The 19,536-nt window shown below is 69.0% G+C and carries 20 protein-coding genes; 9 read left to right on the top strand and 11 right to left on the bottom strand.

Annotated elements, in window-relative coordinates; all coding sequences use genetic code 11:
- Positions 1–67: 67 nt before the first annotated feature.
- Entirely contained in the window at positions 68–2,590 is a 2,523-nt protein-coding gene (locus tag ACFVMC_RS27450; protein ID WP_379214927.1) for an MFS transporter, read from the bottom strand.
- Positions 2,591–2,888: 298 nt separating this feature from the next.
- A complete protein-coding gene (locus ACFVMC_RS27445; protein WP_379214926.1) occupies positions 2,889–4,424 on the bottom strand; it encodes a hypothetical protein in 1,536 nt (511 codons plus the stop codon).
- Positions 4,425–4,815: 391 nt separating this feature from the next.
- On the opposite strand from ACFVMC_RS27445, the gene ACFVMC_RS27440 reads away from it, so the two are divergent.
- Together ACFVMC_RS27440 and ACFVMC_RS27435 are read left to right on the top strand one after the other, a co-directional pair.
- A complete protein-coding gene (locus ACFVMC_RS27440) occupies positions 4,816–5,538 on the top strand; it encodes a PaaX family transcriptional regulator C-terminal domain-containing protein (protein ID WP_379214924.1) in 723 nt (240 codons plus the stop codon).
- Between the two features lie 54 nt (positions 5,539–5,592).
- Positions 5,593–6,618 carry a crotonase/enoyl-CoA hydratase family protein gene (locus tag ACFVMC_RS27435; RefSeq protein WP_379214922.1) on the top strand — a complete coding sequence of 342 codons (1,026 nt, stop codon included), beginning with the start codon at positions 5,593–5,595 and terminating at the stop codon, positions 6,616–6,618.
- Here the strand turns inward: ACFVMC_RS27435 and ACFVMC_RS27430 are convergent.
- Entirely contained in the window at positions 6,615–7,280 is a 666-nt protein-coding gene (locus ACFVMC_RS27430) for a S1 family peptidase (protein WP_379214920.1), read from the bottom strand. The genes ACFVMC_RS27435 and ACFVMC_RS27430 overlap by 4 nt on opposite strands.
- A 152-nt stretch (positions 7,281–7,432) precedes the next feature.
- Here ACFVMC_RS27430 and ACFVMC_RS27425 point away from each other — a divergent pair, with 152 nt between their 5' ends.
- Positions 7,433–8,242, top strand: a complete 810-nt coding sequence (locus ACFVMC_RS27425; protein ID WP_379214918.1) for a DUF72 domain-containing protein — start codon at positions 7,433–7,435, stop codon at positions 8,240–8,242.
- Between the two features lie 7 nt (positions 8,243–8,249).
- Here ACFVMC_RS27425 and ACFVMC_RS27420 read toward each other — a convergent pair whose 3' ends face one another.
- Positions 8,250–8,492, bottom strand: a complete 243-nt coding sequence (locus tag ACFVMC_RS27420; RefSeq protein ID WP_379214917.1) for a hypothetical protein — start codon at positions 8,490–8,492, stop codon at positions 8,250–8,252.
- A gap of 114 nt (positions 8,493–8,606) precedes the next feature.
- On the opposite strand from ACFVMC_RS27420, the gene ACFVMC_RS27415 reads away from it, so the two are divergent.
- Positions 8,607–8,993: a DUF5994 family protein gene (locus ACFVMC_RS27415; protein WP_379214915.1), complete on the top strand. Its 387-nt coding sequence runs from the start codon at positions 8,607–8,609 to the stop codon at positions 8,991–8,993.
- On the opposite strand, the gene ACFVMC_RS27410 is transcribed toward ACFVMC_RS27415, so the two are convergent.
- The 3 genes from ACFVMC_RS27410 to ACFVMC_RS27400 form a co-directional block, all read right to left on the bottom strand.
- Entirely contained in the window at positions 8,994–10,256 is a 1,263-nt protein-coding gene (locus tag ACFVMC_RS27410; RefSeq protein WP_379214913.1) for a hypothetical protein, read from the bottom strand.
- Between the two features lie 73 nt (positions 10,257–10,329).
- A complete protein-coding gene (locus tag ACFVMC_RS27405; protein WP_379214911.1) occupies positions 10,330–10,518 on the bottom strand; it encodes a ferredoxin in 189 nt (62 codons plus the stop codon).
- Positions 10,515–11,993, bottom strand: a complete 1,479-nt coding sequence (locus ACFVMC_RS27400) for a cytochrome P450 (RefSeq protein WP_379214909.1) — start codon at positions 11,991–11,993, stop codon at positions 10,515–10,517. The genes ACFVMC_RS27405 and ACFVMC_RS27400 overlap by 4 nt, the downstream gene beginning before the upstream one ends.
- 85 nt (positions 11,994–12,078) lie before the next feature.
- On the opposite strand from ACFVMC_RS27400, the gene ACFVMC_RS27395 reads away from it, so the two are divergent.
- The gene (locus ACFVMC_RS27395) at positions 12,079–12,726 is read left to right on the top strand and encodes a TetR/AcrR family transcriptional regulator (RefSeq protein ID WP_379214907.1); all 648 of its coding nucleotides are present in this window, start codon (positions 12,079–12,081) and stop codon (positions 12,724–12,726) included.
- On the opposite strand, the gene ACFVMC_RS27390 is transcribed toward ACFVMC_RS27395, so the two are convergent.
- The gene (locus tag ACFVMC_RS27390; protein WP_379214905.1) at positions 12,723–13,619 is read right to left on the bottom strand and encodes a cation diffusion facilitator family transporter; all 897 of its coding nucleotides are present in this window, start codon (positions 13,617–13,619) and stop codon (positions 12,723–12,725) included. The genes ACFVMC_RS27395 and ACFVMC_RS27390 overlap by 4 nt on opposite strands.
- Before the next feature lie 331 nt (positions 13,620–13,950).
- Here ACFVMC_RS27390 and ACFVMC_RS27385 point away from each other — a divergent pair, with 331 nt between their 5' ends.
- On the top strand, positions 13,951–14,760 hold the full coding sequence (locus tag ACFVMC_RS27385) for an SAM-dependent methyltransferase (protein ID WP_379214903.1): 810 nt from the start codon (positions 13,951–13,953) through the stop codon (positions 14,758–14,760).
- A gap of 70 nt (positions 14,761–14,830) precedes the next feature.
- Positions 14,831–16,120, top strand: a complete 1,290-nt coding sequence (locus tag ACFVMC_RS27380; RefSeq protein ID WP_379214901.1) for a diguanylate cyclase domain-containing protein — start codon at positions 14,831–14,833, stop codon at positions 16,118–16,120.
- Here the strand turns inward: ACFVMC_RS27380 and ACFVMC_RS27375 are convergent.
- On the bottom strand, positions 16,117–16,293 hold the full coding sequence (locus ACFVMC_RS27375; protein WP_379214899.1) for a hypothetical protein: 177 nt from the start codon (positions 16,291–16,293) through the stop codon (positions 16,117–16,119). The two genes, ACFVMC_RS27380 and ACFVMC_RS27375, sit on opposite strands and share 4 nt — an antisense overlap.
- A gap of 25 nt (positions 16,294–16,318) precedes the next feature.
- On the opposite strand from ACFVMC_RS27375, the gene ACFVMC_RS27370 reads away from it, so the two are divergent.
- Entirely contained in the window at positions 16,319–16,816 is a 498-nt protein-coding gene (locus tag ACFVMC_RS27370) for a CGNR zinc finger domain-containing protein (RefSeq protein ID WP_379214897.1), read from the top strand.
- Here ACFVMC_RS27370 and ACFVMC_RS27365 read toward each other — a convergent pair.
- Complete coding sequence (locus ACFVMC_RS27365) at positions 16,813–17,199, bottom strand: hypothetical protein (RefSeq protein WP_379214895.1); 387 nt, start codon at positions 17,197–17,199, stop codon at positions 16,813–16,815. The genes ACFVMC_RS27370 and ACFVMC_RS27365 overlap by 4 nt on opposite strands.
- A gap of 245 nt (positions 17,200–17,444) precedes the next feature.
- Here ACFVMC_RS27365 and ACFVMC_RS27360 point away from each other — a divergent pair, with 245 nt between their 5' ends.
- Positions 17,445–18,344, top strand: a complete 900-nt coding sequence (locus ACFVMC_RS27360; RefSeq protein WP_379214893.1) for a bile acid:sodium symporter family protein — start codon at positions 17,445–17,447, stop codon at positions 18,342–18,344.
- Here the strand turns inward: ACFVMC_RS27360 and ACFVMC_RS27355 are convergent.
- Positions 18,341–19,519 (bottom strand): ROK family protein, encoded by a 1,179-nt coding sequence (locus tag ACFVMC_RS27355; RefSeq protein WP_379214892.1) that lies wholly within the window; start codon positions 19,517–19,519, stop codon positions 18,341–18,343. The two genes, ACFVMC_RS27360 and ACFVMC_RS27355, sit on opposite strands and share 4 nt — an antisense overlap.
- Positions 19,520–19,536: the final 17 nt, after the last annotated feature.

Raw genomic sequence — 19,536 nt, 5'->3', positions numbered from 1 at the left:
AGCTACCGCACTATAGCTTCGATTGTCCGTTTTCAACGGATAGCAAAGCATGCCAGTTATCGAATAGCTACAGCGCATGCCCGGTCGCGTCGGCATGCTCGAACAACTCATCGTCCACTTCGCGTCCGTACCCCAGCCGGACATCGTGCTCGACCTCACCGCCGGACACCGAAACCCGGCTGGTGACCGGCGGATACCCGCGCGCCACCACGGTGTACTCGCCCTCCGGCAGATCCGGCACCACGTACTGCCCGTCCGCGTCGGTGCGTACCGTCGCCGTCAGGTCACCCGCCACATCCAGCACCATGATCTGCACATCGGGCACCGCACGCCCATCGGCGATAGCCATCCCCGCGAGCACCGCCATCGGATCCAGATCGATGTCATGCCGCAGCAGACCACTCGGCGGCACGGTCAGCGCGGCCGCGTACGGGCGCATGTGCTCGGCGATCACGACCAGGGTGTAGCTACCGGAAACCACGTCGTGGCAGACGAAATGGCCGTCCTCGGTCGACAGGGCCGCACCGACCACTTCGCCGCGCCGGTCGGTGAGCGTGATCGTCGCGCCGTCGATCGGATTGCCGCTGAGCACCGAGCGGACCACACCCGAGACCTCGCTCGATCCCATCAGGGTGAGATCGAGTTGCTGCGGCCACGGTCCGGCGACCACGCTGATCGCGGTGGGCTGATGCCCGGCGGCCGAGACGATCAGGACGTAGGTCCCGGGTTCGGGCGCGTAGACGGCGTAGTCGCCGTAACTGTCGCCGGTGGCGCGGGTGACCTGCTGTCCGCGCTTGTCGATGAGAGTGAGCGCCGCATCCGGCACGGGTCTGCCGTCCTCGTGGCGAATCCGGCCGGTGAGCGAGGGGTCCCCCGACTCCGTCGCGGCGACAACGCTCTCCACGTCCTCGTCCTCTTCCTCGTCGTCGGGAACCTCCAGCGGCGCGGTGACTTCGAGCACCGGCTCCGGCTCCGGCATGCTCCGCGCCGGAACCCAGTCGAGTTCGGCTTCGCCGCGCGGCGCGCCCACGCCTTCGACCTCGCCGCCCGGCGCGATCGGATCATCCTGTAGCGGAAGCTCTTTCATGAACAGCAAGATCAGTCCGGCCAGCAGCGCCACCCCGGCGGCGGTGTAGAACACACCGTTCATGGCGTCGGTGAAACCGGCCAGCACCGGCACCCGGAACTCGGGAGACAGATTCGCGATGCCGCTGGCATCGCTGGTGATACCGCCCAACTGCCCGGCGTCGAAGCCCGGGGGCAGCTGGCCGCCGAAGGCATCGATGATCTTGTTCGGCAGCAGATTGAACAGGATGGTGAGGAAGATGGCGACGCCCAGCGTGCCGCCCATCTGCCGGAAGAAGGTCGCCGCGGCGGTGGACACCCCCATGTCCTGGCGCGGGCCGGCGTTCTGCGCGGCGATGATCAGGGTCTGCATACAGAAGCCGAGCCCCGCGCCGATCACGCCCCCGCAGACCAGCGGCTGCCACAGCGGGCTGTCGAACTCCACCTGCGCGTGCAGCACCGCACCGACGGTGATGAGCAGACACCCCGCCACCGGCAGCATCTTGTATCTACCGGTGCGCTGGGTGACCATCCCCGAGATCTGCGCGCCGACCATGATCCCGACCACCAGCGGCAGCATGAGCAGGCCCGACTTGGTCGGCGAATAGCCGCGCACCACCTGGAAATACAACGGCACCAGCACGATCGCGCCGAACATGGCGACACCGACGATGAAGCCGCCGAGGATTGACACGCTGAAGGTGGAGTTGTCGAAGAGCCGCATCGGGATCAGCGCGGCGTCTCCCATCAGCAGTTCCACGATGATGAACAGCAGTACGCCCGAGGCGGCGACGCCGTAGCAGATCAGGGCACGCTCGGACTGCCACCCCCACTCCCGGCCCTGCTCGGCGATGATCAGCAGCGGCACCACGCCGACCGTCAGCGTGAGCGCTCCGAACCAGTCGATCCGCTGTTTTTGCCGCTGGTGCGGCACATTCAGGAATCTCGCCACCACCAGGAAGGCGAGAATGCCGATCGGCACGTTCACCAGGAAGACCCAGCGCCAGCCGTCGAGCTTCGCCAACTCCGCGTAGCCGGAGAAGAACCCGCCGAGCACCGGGCCCAGCACGGTCGAGGAACCGAAGACCACCATGAAATAGCCCTGGTAACGCACCCTTTCCCGAGCCGGGACGATATCGCTGAGAATGGTGAACGCCAGCGACATCAGCCCACCCGCGCCCAGCCCCTGGAACGCGCGGAAGGCCGCGAGCCCGTACATGGAGGTCGCGAAGGTGCAGGCCACGGAGCCGATGATGAACAGGCCGATCGCGATGAGGTAGCACGGTTTCCGGCCGTAGATATCGGCCAGCTTCCCGTACAGCGGGGTGCTGACCGTCGCGGTGATCAGGTATGCGGTGGTTGCCCAGGCCTGCTCGTCGAATCCGTGCAGGTCGTTGGCGATCGGCACGATCGCCACACTGACGATGTTCTGGTCCAGCGCGGCCAGGAAGATGCCCAGCAACAGACCCGACAGGATGGTCAGGATCTGCCGGTGCGACAGCGCGGCGGGGGTCGAGTTCGTCATGGTGGTGGGGCCTCAGCTCTGGTCGACCATCCGGAAAGGGTCTGCGGTGTGAGCTCAGCGCCCGGAGGCGGTAGCGCAGCGTAACCACGGAGGGCGTCGCGAACACCGCCGGTAGGCACTGGTAAAGCAAAGTCCTGCGGTACATCTCGAACATCGCGCGCCTGCTGTCATCGGCAGGTCATGCGCCACAAGCGATCTCCCGGCAACTATAGAGATCGAGCCTCGGGTGCGCGTCGACACCCCTCCCCCACGGCCGGATTCGGGCCACGGGGGACGGGGTGTCGCGGTGCCGGACGGGTCAGCGCGTGGCTGCCCGCTGCTTGCTGGTACGCGCCTTGCGCCGCTCGGCCTGGAGCTCGGCGAGCTCCTGCTCGAGAATGTCGGCGACCCGGAACTGACCGGTGTCGTACAGCGGATCCGGCTCTGTGGTGCTTGCCTTTTCGCCGGCCACCGGCTTGGCCGGCGCCTTGCGCTCGGGCACCGCGACAGGCTCCGCTTTCACCGGAACCGGCTTGACCGGAACCGGCTTGACCGGAACAGGTTTGACGGACGCCGGCTTGACCACCTCCGGCTCGGCCGTCTCGGTCTTGCGCATCGGGGCCTTGGCGACAGGCGGCTCGGCGGCACTCTTGGCCACCGGCTGCGGCGAGGTCACCCGGGTAACCAGGTGCGGTTCGATTTCGACCGGGACGGCCCGCTTCTCGGCGGCGGGACGGCCGTTGGTCTTGACCGCGACCGGCTGCTCGGGCTTCGGCGCTGCCGTGACCTTGTCGGAATCGACCGGCGCGGGGCGCTTCTCCGGGGCGTCGGCCGCCGCGCCGTTGCGCTTGCCGTTGCTGACCCCCGGCGGCGTCTGGACCTCGGCTACGACCTCGGCCTCGGCCTCGACCGTTTCGGCGTGCTCCGCCTCCGGCTCGGCCGCGGGCATCTCGGCTTCCTCCAGCGGCTTCGGCGCAGCGCTGCGCGCGTAATTCGCGATGGTGGGCAGTTGCCGCCGGATGCGCTCGGCCGGGTCCGGCATATCCCGGACCTGTTCGGTGGCGCGCGCGATGGCCAGCCCGTAGCGCGCGCTCGCCGCGTCGTGGATGAGTAGCGCGACACCGATCATCACCGGGGCGATGGCGTGCACCGCGACCTCGTACCATTCCCCGCCGCGCAGATAGGGGTAGGTGTTGAGGCAGACGGTCAGTCCCAGCAGCGCCAATTCGGCCAGGGCGACCTGCCCGCGACTGTCGACGACGCCCCATTCGGAGACCTTGTTGGTGCCGATCATGATGATGATCAGGCAGACGCTGATCATGCCTTCCAGCAGGTAGCTGAACCAGAACAGCGGATCACTCGGCCCGCCCGGCGCGATGTTGTGCTGAACATTGACCGCCGACCACAGCATGCCCGCACCCACCACGCCGGCCAGCGCACGCAGCGACCAGGACCGATGCCGGTAGAGCGAGGCCAGCCGGGCATGCGGGCTCGACTCTCGCCGCTGCGCGGCGATTGCCTTGCGGGCGACCAGGAGATCTCGCATATCGGCCTTTTCGATTGCCTCGGTGGTCTGCCTGGCGCGGTCCGCGGCCGCCGCCAAAGCCTGGACTTCCTTCCAGCGCTGGCCCCGATCCTGCTCGCGGATCCGTTCGGCGAGTTCCCGTTCGGCGTGTAGCTCGTCCTCGGAGAGCGCCTCGGTGAGCGCCGGATCGAATTGCCACGCGAGTCGGCCGCGGGCCCGCTCGACCCGTCTTGCCAGCTGCGTCACCTCGTCCTCGATGGGATGCTCGATGGTCACCTGGGCCCCCCGCTCGGGGGGAGACTCGTAGTCGCGGTTGGGTTCGGCACCCAAGCATTCATAGTCGATGGCCGCCGACTACGAAACCGTTGATTAGCCAATGGCACGCCAAACTCGGCGTGGCGCGCGGCGACACACGGTGTACGGCGGTGGACAGCACCAGCGCGGCGGCCGTGTATTGCGGACCCTCCCCGCGAATCGGAAGTGAAATGATTACTGATCGAAAGCCCCTGGGCAGCAAGGAAAACGACGCGGCTCAGCGTGCCATATGCCGACCACGTCCGAATCGGCGGGTCGGACGGCGCGGGGACGCCGCGCAGCGGCTGGGGCCAGCAACGCGCCCGCATATTTCCGGGCCGCCGCACCGATCGGCATCAGCGCAGCTCTGTAGAATTTCCGGCTGGCCGATTCCCGGCGATCTCGGACGAGGTGGACGACAGTGGCGATGCGTGTGCGGAAGCTGACTGCCCGCTCGGCGATTCTGAGCGCACTGCTCGGGGCACATCCGGCGCAGGCGCCGGTGAGTTCCATCGTCCTGGTCGCCGAGGAGCTGGGGTTACAGCAGTCCGCGACCCGGGTGGCGCTGACCCGGATGGTGGCCGCCGGGGACCTGGAGCGCACCAACGGCGTGTACAAGCTCTCGCGCCGATTGATCGAGCGGCAGCGCCGCCAGGACGCCGCCCTGCGCCCGGTGCAACAGGATTGGGACGGCCGGTGGTACATGGCCGTGGTCACCGCCGTCGGCGACGAGGCCAGCGCCCGCGTCGCGTTCCGTGACGCCATGCGCGCCAGCAAGCTGGCCGAACTCCGAGAGGGGGTGTGGACCCGGCCGGACAATATCGCCATCGCGCTGGGTCGCGACGCCACCCGCCGCATCGTGCGGTTCACCGCCGAACCGCACACCGCGCCCGCCAAGCTCGCGGAATCCCTGTTCGCCCCGAAGCTTTGGGCTCGCGATGCCGAGCGCCTGCTGCGCGCCTTCGGCGCCGCGCACACCATGGCCGATCGGTTCGAGGTGGCCGCGGCGGCGGTCCGCCACATTCTGGACGACCCGCTGCTCCCGGAATCGCTCTTGCCCGCGACCTGGCCCGGCCCCCGCCTGCGCGCCGAGTACGAAGGCTTCCGCGCCGAGTTCATCAGCTTCGCCGAACAGCGCTTCGTCTCCTGACCCGCCATTACAATCCATGATCATTCGATAGAAGTAAGTAATACGATGGATCACATGGATCCCGAGAAGCATTCCGGCACCCGTCCCGCCGCCTGGTACGAGGGCCTCACCGAAGGCCCGGACGCCCCACTGGCCGGGCGGGCGCTGCCCGCGGACGAGACGAGCTACCGGACCCTCACCTACGAGGTCGACGGCCGGATCGCGCGCATCACCTTCAACCGCCCCGTGCACGGCAATGCCATCACCAGCGACACACCGATCGAGCTCGCGCACGCCGTCGAGCGCGCCGACCTTGACCCGCGCGTGCACGTCATGGTGGTCTCGGGACGCGGCAAAGGCTTCTGCGGCGGCTACGACCTGTCCATCTTCGCCGAGAACAGCTTCGATCTCGGCGCCGGCACCCACGACACCGCGGGCACCGTCCTGGACCCCGGCGTCCAGGCCGCCAACCACAACCCCTGGGGCACCTGGGATCCCATGGTCGACTACGCCATGATGAGCCGCTTCAACCGCGGCTTCGCCAGCCTGCTGCACGCGAACAAGCCGACCGTGGCGAAGCTGCATGGATTCGCGGTCGCGGGCGGCACCGATATCGCGCTCTACGCCGACCAGATCATCTGCGCCGACGACACCAAGATCGGCTACCCGCCCACCCGGGTCTGGGGCATTCCCGCCGCGGGCATGTGGGCGCACCGTCTCGGCGACCAGCGCGCCAAACGCCTGCTGTTCACCGGCGACTGCCTGACCGGCAAGCAGGCCGAGGAATGGGGGCTGGCGGTGGCGGCGCCGCCCGCCGACGAACTCGACGCGCGCACCGAGGCCCTGCTGGAGCGCATCGCACGGATGCCGGTCAACCAGCTGATCATGGCCAAACTCGCGCTCAACAGCGCGCTGCTGGCCCAGGGCGTGCAGAACTCCGGCATGATCAGCACCGTCTTCGACGGCGTCTCCCGGCACACCCGCGAGGGCTATGCCTTCCAACTGCGCGCGGCCACAGCGGGTTTCCGCGAGGCGGTGCGCGAACGCGACGAACCCTACGGTGACTGGAAGCGCGGACGGCCCGCGCCCGAGCAGGACTAGGCGATCGGCCGGAACCCGGCGCCGAGATCGCCGCGCGCGTCCAGATCGGCGCTGATGGCTGCCATATTGGTGCCCACCTCCGGGCCGAAACAGCCGATCGCCAAGTAGGCGTTCACCATGCCGACCAGTGTCGACCCGGCCATCACCGGCGCGCCCGAATCGCCTTCGAGCACGCAGAGCTGAGTCCAGGTCTCGTGGTGGGCCGCGCGTAGATTCCCCCACACCACACCGCAACTGGTGCCCGTGGTACGCCCCTTCTTGCACACCACCGCGGGGAACTGCGCGGGCCCGCCGAGCCCGGTGATCGTGGTGTCACCGATTCGCGCGACCGGCCGGATCCGGTCCGGCGGGAATTCGATCAGCGCGTAGTCCAGCACCGGATCGGAGTGGACGAAGCGGCCGACCACGCCGAAACCCGGGTTCGCCTCGGCCACGACCTGGGCGCCGAGGGCACCGCAGTGCCCGGCGGTCAGGCCGAGCAGGCGACCCGCGTGGTCGTGTCCGACGGTGGTCAGGGTGCACTGCGCCCGGTTGTCGATGATGATGCCCGACCCGCCGCCCACCATCGGCGCGTCGGTGTCGGCTTGCGCCGCGCCGCCTGTGGCCGCGCTGATCGCGACCGCGGCGCAGACCGCGCCGAGGCGCCCCGCTCGTTGACTCATCGCACCCTCGCTTCCGACATCGTCCAGCGGAACTTCTCGGGTCAGATCCGGGCGGTACCCGGGTACACACATACCGAAGTTACACCGGGCGATGCCGCGGGGACCAACCGTCGCGATAGCGTTTCGGAATGCGGCTTCACGTGGGATGTGCGATGTGGAGACACGCGGCGTGGCAGGAGGGGCAGTTGCCCGCGAGTTCGGCGCTGCGGGTCTATGCGAGCAATTGCACAGCGGTGGAAGGGAATACGACCTTCTACGCGACACCGTCGCAGGCCACCGCGCGCTCCTGGGCGGAGCAGACCGACCCGGATTTCCGGTTCGTGATGAAGCTGCCCAAACCGATCAGCCACGACCGCCGCCTGCTCGACGCCGAGGCTCCGCTGCGGGAGTTCCTCACCGCCCTGGCACCGCTCGGGCCGCGGGTGCACGCCTGGTGGGTGCAGCTGCCCGCCTCGTTCGGGCCGAACGAACTCGGCGCGCTGGCCGGTTTCCTGCGGCTGTTGCCCGGGCGGGCGGCCGTCGAGGTGCGCCATCCGGCCTTCTTCACCGACGAACGCGCCGCACGTCAACTGGAATACGTGCTCGGCCGGGTCGGCGCGGAATGGGTGCTCTTCGACACCACAACGCTTTTCGAGGGTGCCGCGCAGAGCTCCGCCGAGGCGGAGGCGCGGTCGAAGAAGCCGCGCCTGCCGCGAAGAACGGTGGCGCTCACCGAGTTTCCGATCCTGCGTTACCACGGCCGGGATGACGACGAGCGCACCATCGCAGGCTGGCAGCCGTGGCTGGACATCGTCGTCGACTGGCTGCGCGCGGGCCGCTCCCCCACCGTTTTCCTGCACACCCCGGACAATGTCGGCTCCCTGCCGCTGGCCCGCCGCTTCCACGCGGCGGTCCGGGCTCGGCTGCCGGAGCTGGATCCGCTGCCCGAACCCGAACCGAGCGAACCGATGACGCTGTTCTAGCGGGCGCTCACGTGTTGTCCCGGCCGCGCGGCGCGGGCTGCACGTATCCACCGAATGGCACCTGACGCTGCCGAATCTCGGTGCCGTCGAACAGGATTCGGAGCAGCGACCGTACCCGCGGCCAACCGTGGACGTGCTGCGGGCCGACATAGGAGGAAATAGGGGACCGGGGAATATGGGAATGTGGAATCGACCAGGACATGGCTGCCTCGCGATCTCCGCCGTACGCCGCCATCGCGGCTGAGGGCAACGCCCTAAGGCTACCCACCCTCGGCCGGGAACAAACCCTGATCGGGCAACCAGGCCCACGAACGCCCAGGCAGGACGCGTGTAGGGTGGATTCCGTCGGAAAAGGAGCCGTCACATGGCGCCAAACCACCTGCGGCTGCTCTGCGGCCGTCAACATCTGCCGTCGGTCAACACCGCGCAGGTCAAGTTCACCCCGACCCCGCCCCGGTTCGGCGGGATAGACGGGGTGTGGTGGCCACGTACCCGGCACCTGTCCACCGAACTACCCCTGTTGTTGACAGCATTGCAGCCTCAGTTGGGTCTGCCCTGGCGCGTCGCCTACAACCCGCACGGCTGGGTCCTGGGCGCGCCGCGCACGCTCGAGCTGGACGACCGCGCCGTGCAACTGGTGCCGCGACGCTTCGAACTGGGCAATATCGTGCACATCGTCGGACTCGACGGCGCTCGGATCGTGCTGCGGGTGATCCCGCCCGCCACTGGCTCGCGTATCCCGTTCCGCTGATCAGCCGACCGGACGTAGTCGGCGAACCAGCAGGAAGGCGACCGCGCAGCCGAGGCTGACCAGCAGCGCGGCCACCCCGGGCGTGACATCGGTGAGCAGACTCGGCTCGGTGTAGATCGGCGGGCGGCCGCCCTCCCGGAAGACCCGCCCGCGCATCGCGACCACCAGCCCGGGTACGAACAGGGTGGCGATGCACAGCATGAGACTCGAACCCTGCACCGGCAGCGCCGCGGTGAAGCAATAGCCCGTCACCGCCGCCAGCGCGATACCGGCGGCGGCCAGCACCGCGCCCTGCGAATCACCGAGCAGAACCGCCACCCACGCCAGCAGCAGCGTCACGGCCATGCCCAGCGGCGGCAGCGACCATCGCGCACCCAGCCACAACCCGCTCACACAGGCCACGAACAGCAGCGGGATCAACCAGTTCGTCTCGGCGGTGAACACGATCGCCCCGCCCACCGCGGAGAGCGCCACGGTCTGGATCAGCAGCAGCCCGTCCCGGCCCGGCAGTAGCAGCGCCGCGACCGTGGCCGCGACCACGGTCGCCGCCGCCACCAGGAAGATCTCGCCGAAGGTGCTGCCGTTGCGGGCCAGCCACTCCGAGCCGAGCAGCGGCACCGACATGGTCACCAGCGCGGCCACGATGGGCAGCAACGGCAGCTCGGCCGAATCGTCCTCGGCACGCTCGCGTCTGCCCCGCAACGCGCACAGCACCACCAGGATCGCGGCGGGCCCGATCAGCCACAGCGGCGGCGAGCCGACGATGAACCCGTAGATCGGCGAATGCCAGGCCGGATCGCCGTAATCGGTCGCGGAGACGCTGACATCGCCCAGCGCGATGCTGAACAGCGCGCCGAGAACGAACACGACTGTGGGCAGTAGAACAGGAGCCACCACCGCCGCCACGCCGCCCATCAGCACACCGCCCGCCAGCGAGTCGACGTAGTTGAGGGTGGTCAGCGGAGCCAGCGTGGTGGAGAAACTCCCGAGCAGATGATTCACCAGCAGGATCACGGTTCCGGTCGCGGCCACCCACCAGGCCACGGTGGCCGAGTTCGCGGTGCTGGCGAAGACCGCCACCATCACCGCCGCGACACAGCCGATCGCGGAGGCGCGGGGCATGTTGAAACCCAGCAATTCCATCTGCAAGGTGGAGGTGCCCTCGGCCCAGGCGAGGGCGAGTGGCGTGGTGAGCGCCAGTCCGCCGATCACGGCCGTCAGGAAAGCCGTGATCAGTTCTAGTCGACCGGTGCCGCGTCGCACCAGCTCACGCTATCGGAGACGGCGTCGATTGCCCTTCATTTGCGCGCGAAAGCCTCGTGCGCGAGTGAAATTCCTACTCGAACCGCAGCGCCCGGGTCGGGCAGCTGTCGACCACGAGATCGAGCAGCTGCCGATCGCCCGCGCCGACCTCCGCCGTCGCGGGCACCGTGATGCCGTCGTCGCCCACCTGGAACAGCAAGGGCGCGAGCGCTTCACACATGCCGTGCCCTTCGCAGCGTGACCGATCGACCGCGATTCTCACCGGCGCTCCAGTCGAATCGGCAGTCCGTCCGCCGGAGTCGGCCCGGTGCCCGCCACCAGGGGCACCCGATAGTCCGCGGGTACGGTCCAGCGGTAGCGCAGGAGCACCTGGTGCAGCACGGCTTTCACCGTCATCCCGCCGAAGTAGAGGCCGATGCACTTGTGCGCGCCACCGCCGAACGGGGCCCACGCGAAGCGGTGCGATCGGTCCTCGCGGCGGTCGGGGGCGAAGCGCTCCGGGTCGAAAACGTGTGCGTCCGGCCAGTATTCGTCCGTGTGCATCATGGCGTAGGGGCTGCACATCACCAGTGTGCCCGCCGGCAGGTAGTAGCCGAGCAGATCGGTGTCGGCAATGGTCTCGCGGGCCTGCTGCGCGACCGGCGCGTACAGCCGGAGCACCTCACGGAAGGCCAGGTCCAGTGACGGCAGCCGATCCAGGTCGTCGTAGTCCAGCGAATCCTTGCCCAGCGCAAGGGATTCGGCGCGTAACCGGTCTTGCCACTCCGGGCGGCGCCCGAGCTCGTAGATCAGCATGGCGGCGGCGATGGTGCTGGTGTCGTGCGCGGCCATCATCACGAAGATCATGTGCTCGACCACCTCGTCGTCGGTGAAGGTGTGGCCGTCCTCGGTGGTGGCGCGACTGAGCACGCTGAACAGATCGGTACCCGCGCCCGCGCGCTTGGCGGGCAGCTCGCGCCGGAAGTACTCGGCGAGCAGCCGCCGTCCGCGCAGGCCGCGCGCCCACACACCGCCCGGAATATTCGCGCGGACAAGGGCTTTGCCGCCCGCGACCGCGTCCTCGAAGGCGTGCGCCAGCCGGGTGCCCTCCGGCCCGAGCCGGGCGCCGGCGAAGACCTCGGTGGCCTGTTCGAGCAGCAGGTGCTTGATCGCACGGTAGGCGTGGAAGCTTCGGCTCGGCTCCCAGGCGGCGACGCCCCGGGCGATACACGGCGTGGTCAGCTCCAGGTAGCCGATCAGCCGGGGCCGGGTGAACGCCTGCTGCATGATCCGCCGGTGGAACAGATGCTCGTCGAAGTCACGCAGCAGCAGGCCGCCGTGGAAGAAGGGCCCGATCAGGAATTCCCAGCCGCGCTCCGCCGAGAACACCTTGTCCCGGTCCAGCAGTACCGCCTCGAGGGCCGCCGGGCTGCCGACCGAGACCGTCGCCCGGCCGAGCACGCCGAACCATTGGATCGGGCCGTACCGCTCGAAACGCTTGCGGGCGAAGGGGATCGGGTCGGCCAGGGTGTTCAGCGTGTAGCCGATGCCGGGCGGGCCGTAGTCGCCCATGATCGGCCGCAGGCCGCTGCCGGGCGGCGGTGCGGCCAGTGCGCGCGCCCGGGCCGGATAGCGTTCGGCGAGCCGGGCGCCGACTCGTTGCACCTGCCCCGCGGCCAGCGCCCTGGCCTGGCGCACGGTGCCGGAAACGGCGGTGATCGTCGGCGGCGCGAGCAGGCTCATGATCGACCTCTTCATGTGATGCGGGTCACTCGACCATATCGGAAACAACCATTTCCGTAAACGTTTGTTTCCCAACTTCTTCCGTGCCAAGCTGGGCAGGGTGACCAGAGCATTCACCGGCACCTACCGCGGCACCTCCACCGAGGAGCGCCGTGCGGACCGGCGCCGACGCCTGCTCGACGCCGCCCTCGACATCATCGGCACCCAGGGGCTGACCGCGCTCACGGTGCGCGGGCTCTGCGAACAGGCGCGGGTCGGTCCGCGGTTCTTCTACGAGGCCTTCTCGGATCTGGACCGCCTCACCTCGGAACTGCTTGTCGAGATCCAGGATTCGACCCTGGCGAGAGCCCGCGCAGCCGTCGCCGACATGCACGGCACACCCGCCGACCGGATCCGCGCCGGCGTGGCCGCGCTGATCACCGATCTCACCGACGACCCGCGCCGCGCCCGGCTCGTCTTCGCCCAGGCGTACGGCAACGAGGCGCTCATGCGCACCCGCTTCGCGGGCATGCACCGGGTGGCGGAGGTGATCGTCGAACAGACCCGCCTGGTGCTCGAGCTGCCCGAGGGACAGGACATCGCGGTGGCCACCGTCGCCCAGCTGATCACCGGCGGCGCCGCTGAACTCGTCCTGGCCTGGATCGACGGACACCTCGCGGTGGACCGCCCGACCCTGATCGCGCTGCTCGGGGACTACGCGATCGACATGATCGAGCGGCTGCCCGCGATCGGCGCGCGCGTGGGCTAACCGGAGCGGTGCACCGGCCCGTGCGCGTCGGCACAGTGCAGATCCGCGGCGGCACAGTGATCGACCTGGAGCGTGGTGTGCTCGAGCCCGAATTCGTCGTGCAGCACCGTCTCGATCGTCGAGCGCACCGCGTGACAGTCCGTCCCCGCGTCGACCAGGACGTGGGCGGACAGCGACGGCTGACCCGAGGTGATCAGCCAGACGTGCAGATCGTGCACCTCGGCGACGAACGGGATGCCGACCAGCCGGGTGCCGATGGCGTCGGGATCGAGGTCGGCCGGAGCGGCCTCGAGGAAGATCCGGCCGGATTCGCGCACCAGCCCCCAGCCGGCCTTCAGCATGAGCGCGGCCACGACCAGAGCGGCGATGGCGTCGGCGCGCGGCCAGCCGGCCAGCCAGACCACCGCGCCCGCGATCGCGGTCCCGATGAACGCGTAGAGATCGTTGAGGATGTGCTGGAACGCGCCTTCGACATTGAGACTGGTGCGGTTGGCCTTGCTGATGCACCAGGCGGCGAGGATGTTCACCACGATGCCGAACAGCGCCGTGATCAGCACCAGCGGCCCGGCGACATCCGGCGGTTCGATCAGCCGATGGATGCCCTCGTAGACGAACCACGCCGCGAGCAGCAGCAGCGTAATGCCGTTGACCTGGGCCGACAGGATCTCCGCGCGCTTGTAGCCGTAGGTGTACTTGCCGCCCGCGGGGCGCCTGGATAGCCGGATCGCGATCAGCGCGAGCACGATCGAGGCGGCATCGGTGAGCATGTGCGCGGCATCGGTGATCAGGGCCAGCGACTGGGCCACGAGGCCGACGATCACCTCGACGGCCATGAACGACGCGATCAGCGCGAGTGCGATGCCGAGCCAGCGCCGATCCGAGTCGGCGGACACGCCGTGATCGTGACTGTGCCCGTGATCAGGGCCTTTGCTGTGATCATGGGACGGCGCCGACGCGCGGACGGCGCTCGCCTCCGGCTGCTCCACCCCACAGTGATCTCCACCCATAACCCAGTGCCCTCGTTTCGTGTGTCCGGCGTGCACCCGACAGCCTAGCTCAAAGTGCACGCATGCGAATGTCTGCATCTATTGCTTTCCGCTAAGTATCCACGACATCGCCACGAGCGCAATCGTGATCTTCTGCGGTGCACCGGGATTCACCGGGCGGATTACTATGCGGACATCGCCTTTCGAGGTCAGCGGTCGAGGTCAAGGGGTTGTGCGAATGGATAGGCCAGCGTGGGCGCCCGAGGGCGTGGATATGCAGCAGGCGAGCCCGGCGCGAATGTACGACGCGCTGCTCGGCGGCTCACACAACTTCGAGGTCGACCGCCAGGGCGCCGAGATGGGCAAACAGCTGGTCCCCGACCTGCCGCGCGTCGCCCTGAGCAACCGGGCGTTCCTGCGGCGGGCCGTACGATTCATGGCCGACGCCGGGATCAAACAGTTCCTCGATATCGGATCCGGCATTCCCACCGCGGGCAATGTGCACGAGGTCGCGCAGAGCATCGACCCCGCGATCCGGGTGCACTACGTCGATATCGATCCGGTGGCCGTCGCGCACGCCAACGCCATCCTGCTGGGCAACGACCAGGCCACCGCCACCGAAGCCGACCTGCGCAAACCCGACGCCCTACTCGACGCGGTACGCGCGGTCGGCCTGATCGACTTCGAACAGCCGGTCGGCCTGCTGCTGGTGGCCGTGCTGCATCTGCTCGCCGACGCCGACCGGCCCGCCGACATGGTCGCCGCGCTGCGCACCGCGGTCCCGGTCGGCAGCTTCGCCGCCATCTCGCACCTGACCTCGGAGCTGCGGCCCGAGGACGCCGCCCAGCTGGGCCAGAACGCGGCGAATCAGACCCGAATCGGCATCCACTTCCGCGATCGTGCGGGCATCGAGACTATGTTCGACGGGTGGGACCTGGTCGAACCCGGGGTGGTCGAGCTGCCGGCGTGGCGGCCGGAGTCCGAACGCGATCAGCACGAGGCGCCAGGGCGCTCGCTCGGTTTGGCGGGCGTCGGCCGGAAGATCTGACCTGGCCGGCGCGGCGTGAAGACGGTGAGGTCACCGCGATGACGGAGACTCCGCCGGGACGACGGGAACGGTGAGCGGGTTGGGTGAGCTGGCGGTGCGCTGGGCCGACGCGCTCGACGGCGTCGTCGCCCCCACCCTCACCCGCGCCCAGATCGAAGCACTGCTCGCCGACCTGGCCGAGGTCCTGCTGGCCACCCTGCGCGAACAGGCCAGCCCCCGAGTCGCCTTCGACGCGGCCGAGGTGCTCGTCGCCGCGAACTATCGCGACCCGGTCGCGGTGAGCCGATCCATCGATGTGATCTGCCGTGACATGGTCGCCGAGATCTGCCCCGACCCCGGCGCACCCGGCTACGAACGGGTCCGGGACCGCTCGATCACGATCGCCGCCGAATTCGCGGCCGGATTCACCGCCGCGCTACGCAGCGCGGCGCTGGGCGAACAGGAGACCACGCTGGCGGCGGCACTGGCCGCGGCACAGGAGGCCGAGGCGCGCCGACAGCTCTCGGAGGCCAGATTCCAGGCCGTGTTCGAAGGCGCGTCGGTCGGGATCGGCACCCTCGACACCATGGGCCGGGTGATCGATGTCAACCGGGCATTCGCCGAAATGCTGGGTCTGCCTGCCGATCTCATGCCCGGACGGTCGGTGGCCAATCTGCTCGGCCCGGACAATATCGGCTACGCCTTCGATCAGATGCAGCAGATGCTGGCCGGGCGAATCGAACGGTTCCGGCTGGAAACCGAACATGTGCGACCGGATGGCGGTTTCGCCTATATCGACCTGTCGATGTCGGCGGTGCGCGACGCCGGTGGACGGGTCCGGTTCCTGATCGGTGTCGCCGTCGATGTCACCGAGCGCAAGCAGCTGGCGAATCAGCTCTGGCACGACGCCAACCACGACAATCTCACCGGCCTGCCGAATCGCGTGCTGTTCTTCGACCGGCTCACCAACGCGGTCGCCCCGCTGGGGGTCTGCTATCTGGACCTGGACGGGTTCAAGGAGATCAACGACCAGTGGGGCCACACCGTCGGCGATCGTGTCCTGCGCGATGTGGCGCACCGGCTGCGGGCGGCGGTCGAACCGGTCGGCGGTCTCGCGGCCCGGATCGGCGGCGACGAATTCATCGTCCTGGTCGATCGCTGTGAAGGCGAGCATCAGCTCTCCGCCATCGCCCGGCGCATCCGTGTGGCCCTGGCCGCCCCGATCGAGGTGGCCGGTCATCCGGTGACGGTCGGCGCCAGCATCGGCATGGTCTTCGCCGCGGAGAAGCCCCGCGATATCGATGAACTCATGCACACCGTCGACACCGCCATGTATCGCGACAAGTCCGCCGGTGGCGGCAATCAGGCCAGCCACAGCTAGGCGGCGGTATGCCGGTCGGCCCGTGGAAAGTCGCTCGGGCCGGGAGCGGCCACCAGGGTCCGATGCTCGCGGATGAGCCATTGGCCGCACACGCAGCGCAGGTAGTGGGTGGTGCCGTGGGTGGAGACGAGGGTGGGGGTGGGCCAAGCGCAGGTGGGGCACGGGGTGGTCATGCAGACAGCGTGGTGTAATGGTTCAGTGCATTTCAACCCTTACGGCGGCGCGGCGGCGGAACTGGCCGTCCGGCTGGTGAATTCGACGGCCGAGACCGACCTACAGCACCTGCTGGACGAGGCGGACTACAAACCCCTCGGATCACTGGACCCGGCGCAGGTCGCGGAGCTGCGCCGGTGGATCGATCGGCTCGGCGCGGTGTTCGACGCGCCGTCGGTGGCGCTGCTCAACGAACTGCTGGCCGAGACCGCCAGTGAGCCCTACATCTCGACGCACGACGGGCGCGCGCCGCACCTGCACTTCTCGCGGATCGATCGGCCCACGGTGCAACGCGTCAAGGCGTACACGGCGATGGGGCTCGCGGAATTGTTCTGCGCGGCACCGGAACGGATCGGGCGCTGCGCGCGCGATGGATGCGCAGCGGTGTTCGTGGACACCTCGCGCAATGGCCGGCGGCGCTTCTGCACGACCCGATGCTCCACCCGGGTCCATGTGGCGGAGCACCGGAATCGGGCGAGCTAGTTCGCGCTGCGCTGCCCGGGACCGCGGAAACCCGGCAGGGTGTCGGCGACGATCCAGCGGCCGTAGGTCTTCGCGCCGGTGTCGTCACGGCGGATCGGGCTGACCCAGGTGGGGCGCGGCATGGCGGCCGCGCGCTGTCCGCGGCCGACGAGCGGAACCTGTTGGGCGACCAGGTAGTAATCGCCCTCGTCCTTGGGTTCGGGTAGGTACTCGCATAGTTGCTCGGCCGCGTCACCGAGCTGGGCGGCGGCGACCACTCCGCTCCACGGCCGGGAATCTTCGTCGCGGACGACGACGGCCGACACCGTCCACATGCGATTGCCGGTCGGGTGCTGGTGAGGATCGGCGGTGTCTCCCGCGCCTGCGTACGTGTTGTCGATCATCTTGCACCTCCGGTTGCTGCCCGGGGGAGACCACAGTCTCCCGGTCTTGCGTTTCCTGCCGCGAACCAGTTCGGTATTACAGAGGAGAACTGGCCTGCAAATGAAGTGTATCGTCCGGTCCGCTGATCTTGGTGGTGATTCTTTGCATGAAACACGTTCTGGTACAGCCATATTCGTGTGAATTCCGGTAACGGACGATGCGCCCGATACTGTGGTTGGCACGATCGACCCGATGAGGTGACCCCATGGATGGCTGGCCCGTCACCGTCGCGCTGCCGATCGCGCTGGCGTTCATCATGTTCGGCCTCGGCCTGGCGCTGACGGTCGCGGATTTCGCCCGCGTCGTCAGCTATCCGAAGGCCGTCACCGTCGCCCTGGGCTGTCAGATCGTGGTGCTGCCGCTCATCGCGTTCGGCCTGGTGGCGCTGCTGGATCTGGCGCCGCCGCTCGCGGTCGGGGTGATGCTGCTCGCCGCCTCGCCCGGCGGCGCCACGGCCAATCTGCTCAGTCATCTCTTCCGCGGCGACGTCGCCCTGAACGTCACACTGACGGCGGTGAACTCGGTGCTCGCGGTGGTCACGCTGCCGCTGGTCACCAATTTCGCGCTGACGCACTTCGCGCCCGACGGCGCGGGCGGGCTCGGCCTCCAGTTCGGCAAGGTGCTCCAGGTATTCCTGATCGTGCTGATTCCGGTGCTCGCGGGCATGCTGACCCGGCGGTGGGCACCGGGATTCGCGCGGGCGATGGACCGTCCGGTGCGGATCGGATCGATCGCATTCCTGGCGCTGGTCACGCTGGCGGCGCTGTTCGCCGAGCGGGCCAATATCGTCGACTACGCGCTCCAGGTCGGGGCGGTCATGCTGATCTTCGCCGTCGCCAGCCTCGCCATCGGCTACTGGGTACCACTGGTGGCGGGTGTGCGGCACGCGCAGGCCATCGCCTGCTCCATGGAGGTCGGCATCCACAACAGCACGCTGGCCATGACCATCGCGATCAGTCTGCTCGACAGCGTGCGCATGGCGGTGCCCGCCGGGGTGTACGGGGTGGCGATAGCGCCGATGGCCCTGGGGGCCGGTGCGCTCATGGCCCGGCGCAGCCGGGCTCGGGCCGAGCCCGGCGCCGACCCGATCCGGGAGCGCCGCTAGACCGGGGTGCCGAGCGGGTCGGTCAGCAACTCGGTGAAGGCCAGCTCGGCGGCGCCGAGCAGAGTGGCCTCGGCGGCCAGCGCCGAGGTGCGCAGGCGGACGCGTTCGCGCAGCGCGAGCAGCCCGTCGACGGCGAGCCGGCTGCGCACCTGCGCGGCGGAGGCCAGATAGACCTCACGCAGGACGCCGCCGAACACCACCACCGACGGATTGAAGATATTGACCAGATTGGCGACGCCGTAGCCGAGCCGGTCCCCCACCTGGTGCAGGGCGTCGCGGGCGCGAATGTCACCGCGCGCGGCGGCGTCCACGATGGCCTCGACCACCGCCCGGCCCGGCGGATCGGTCCGCCCGGCCGCGGCGATCAGCGCCAGCTCCCCGGCTTCGGCCTCCAGGCAGCCGCGCGATCCGCAGGCGCACGGCCGCCCGCCCGGATTCACGATCATGTGCCCGACCTCGCCGCCGTAGCCGCCCTCGCCACCGATCAGATTGCCGCCCATGATGATTCCGCCGCCGATGCCGACATCGCCGTGCAGATAGATCAGATCGGCGACATCGACGCCGACCCCACGCTCACGTTCGGCGAGCGCACCGAGATTGGCGTTGTTGCCGACCGCGACGGTCAACCCCAGTTCCGCGGACAGCAGCGCGCCGATCGGGACGTCCACCCAGCCGATATTCGGCCCGTAGCGCACCACCCCGTCGGATTCGCGCACCATTCCGCAGAACGCGACACCGACTCCGGCACAGCGGGACTGCGGGCCCGCGCCATCGATCATGGTGCGCGCCATGGCCGCCAGCGCGCCGATCACCTCGTCCGGGTCGAAAGCCCGGCTGGTGCGCGGTGTTTCGGTGCGGTCGAGCACGGCGCCGCCGAGCCCGACCCGGCCCGCGGCCAGCCGGTCGGCGCCGACGTCGAGGGCCACCACATAGACCTGCTCGCTGGGCCGCACGACCAGCGACGGCCGCCCGGCCCGGCCGGTCTGGCCGGGCAGCTCCTCGCTGACCAGACCGGCGGCCGCCAGATCGGCGGTCAGCGCCAGAATCGTGCTGCGGTTCAAGCCCATTCGCTCGGCCAGCACCGCTCGCGACATGGGGCCGCCGCGATGGATGTGGCGCAGCAGGACCGCGAGGTTGCGCCGCCGGATCTCCTCCGGCGTCGGGGCCGCTCGCATGCCGAGTGTCCCCCTCT

Origin of the sequence: Nocardia sp. NPDC127579 (assembly GCF_042672005.1) — a bacterium.
Lineage (GTDB): Bacteria > Actinomycetota > Actinomycetes > Mycobacteriales > Mycobacteriaceae > Nocardia.
This window is presented reverse-complemented; position numbering and strand designations above follow the sequence as displayed.

Coding starts and splice junctions, on each gene's coding strand:
- ACFVMC_RS27375 (WP_379214899.1), bottom strand. CDS start 16,293: ATGACCACCCCGTGCCCCACCTGCGCTTGGCCCACCCCCACCCTCGTC.
- ACFVMC_RS27435 (WP_379214922.1), top strand. CDS start 5,593: ATGGATCCCGAGAAGCATTCCGGCACCCGTCCCGCCGCCTGGTACGAG.
- ACFVMC_RS27355 (WP_379214892.1), bottom strand. CDS start 19,519: ATGCGAGCGGCCCCGACGCCGGAGGAGATCCGGCGGCGCAACCTCGCG.
- ACFVMC_RS27430 (WP_379214920.1), bottom strand. CDS start 7,280: ATGAGTCAACGAGCGGGGCGCCTCGGCGCGGTCTGCGCCGCGGTCGCG.
- ACFVMC_RS27360 (WP_379214893.1), top strand. CDS start 17,445: ATGGATGGCTGGCCCGTCACCGTCGCGCTGCCGATCGCGCTGGCGTTC.
- ACFVMC_RS27450 (WP_379214927.1), bottom strand. CDS start 2,590: ATGACGAACTCGACCCCCGCCGCGCTGTCGCACCGGCAGATCCTGACC.
- ACFVMC_RS27440 (WP_379214924.1), top strand. CDS start 4,816: ATGCGTGTGCGGAAGCTGACTGCCCGCTCGGCGATTCTGAGCGCACTG.
- ACFVMC_RS27385 (WP_379214903.1), top strand. CDS start 13,951: ATGGATAGGCCAGCGTGGGCGCCCGAGGGCGTGGATATGCAGCAGGCG.
- ACFVMC_RS27415 (WP_379214915.1), top strand. CDS start 8,607: ATGGCGCCAAACCACCTGCGGCTGCTCTGCGGCCGTCAACATCTGCCG.
- ACFVMC_RS27400 (WP_379214909.1), bottom strand. CDS start 11,993: ATGAAGAGGTCGATCATGAGCCTGCTCGCGCCGCCGACGATCACCGCC.
- ACFVMC_RS27425 (WP_379214918.1), top strand. CDS start 7,433: ATGTGGAGACACGCGGCGTGGCAGGAGGGGCAGTTGCCCGCGAGTTCG.
- ACFVMC_RS27365 (WP_379214895.1), bottom strand. CDS start 17,199: ATGATCGACAACACGTACGCAGGCGCGGGAGACACCGCCGATCCTCAC.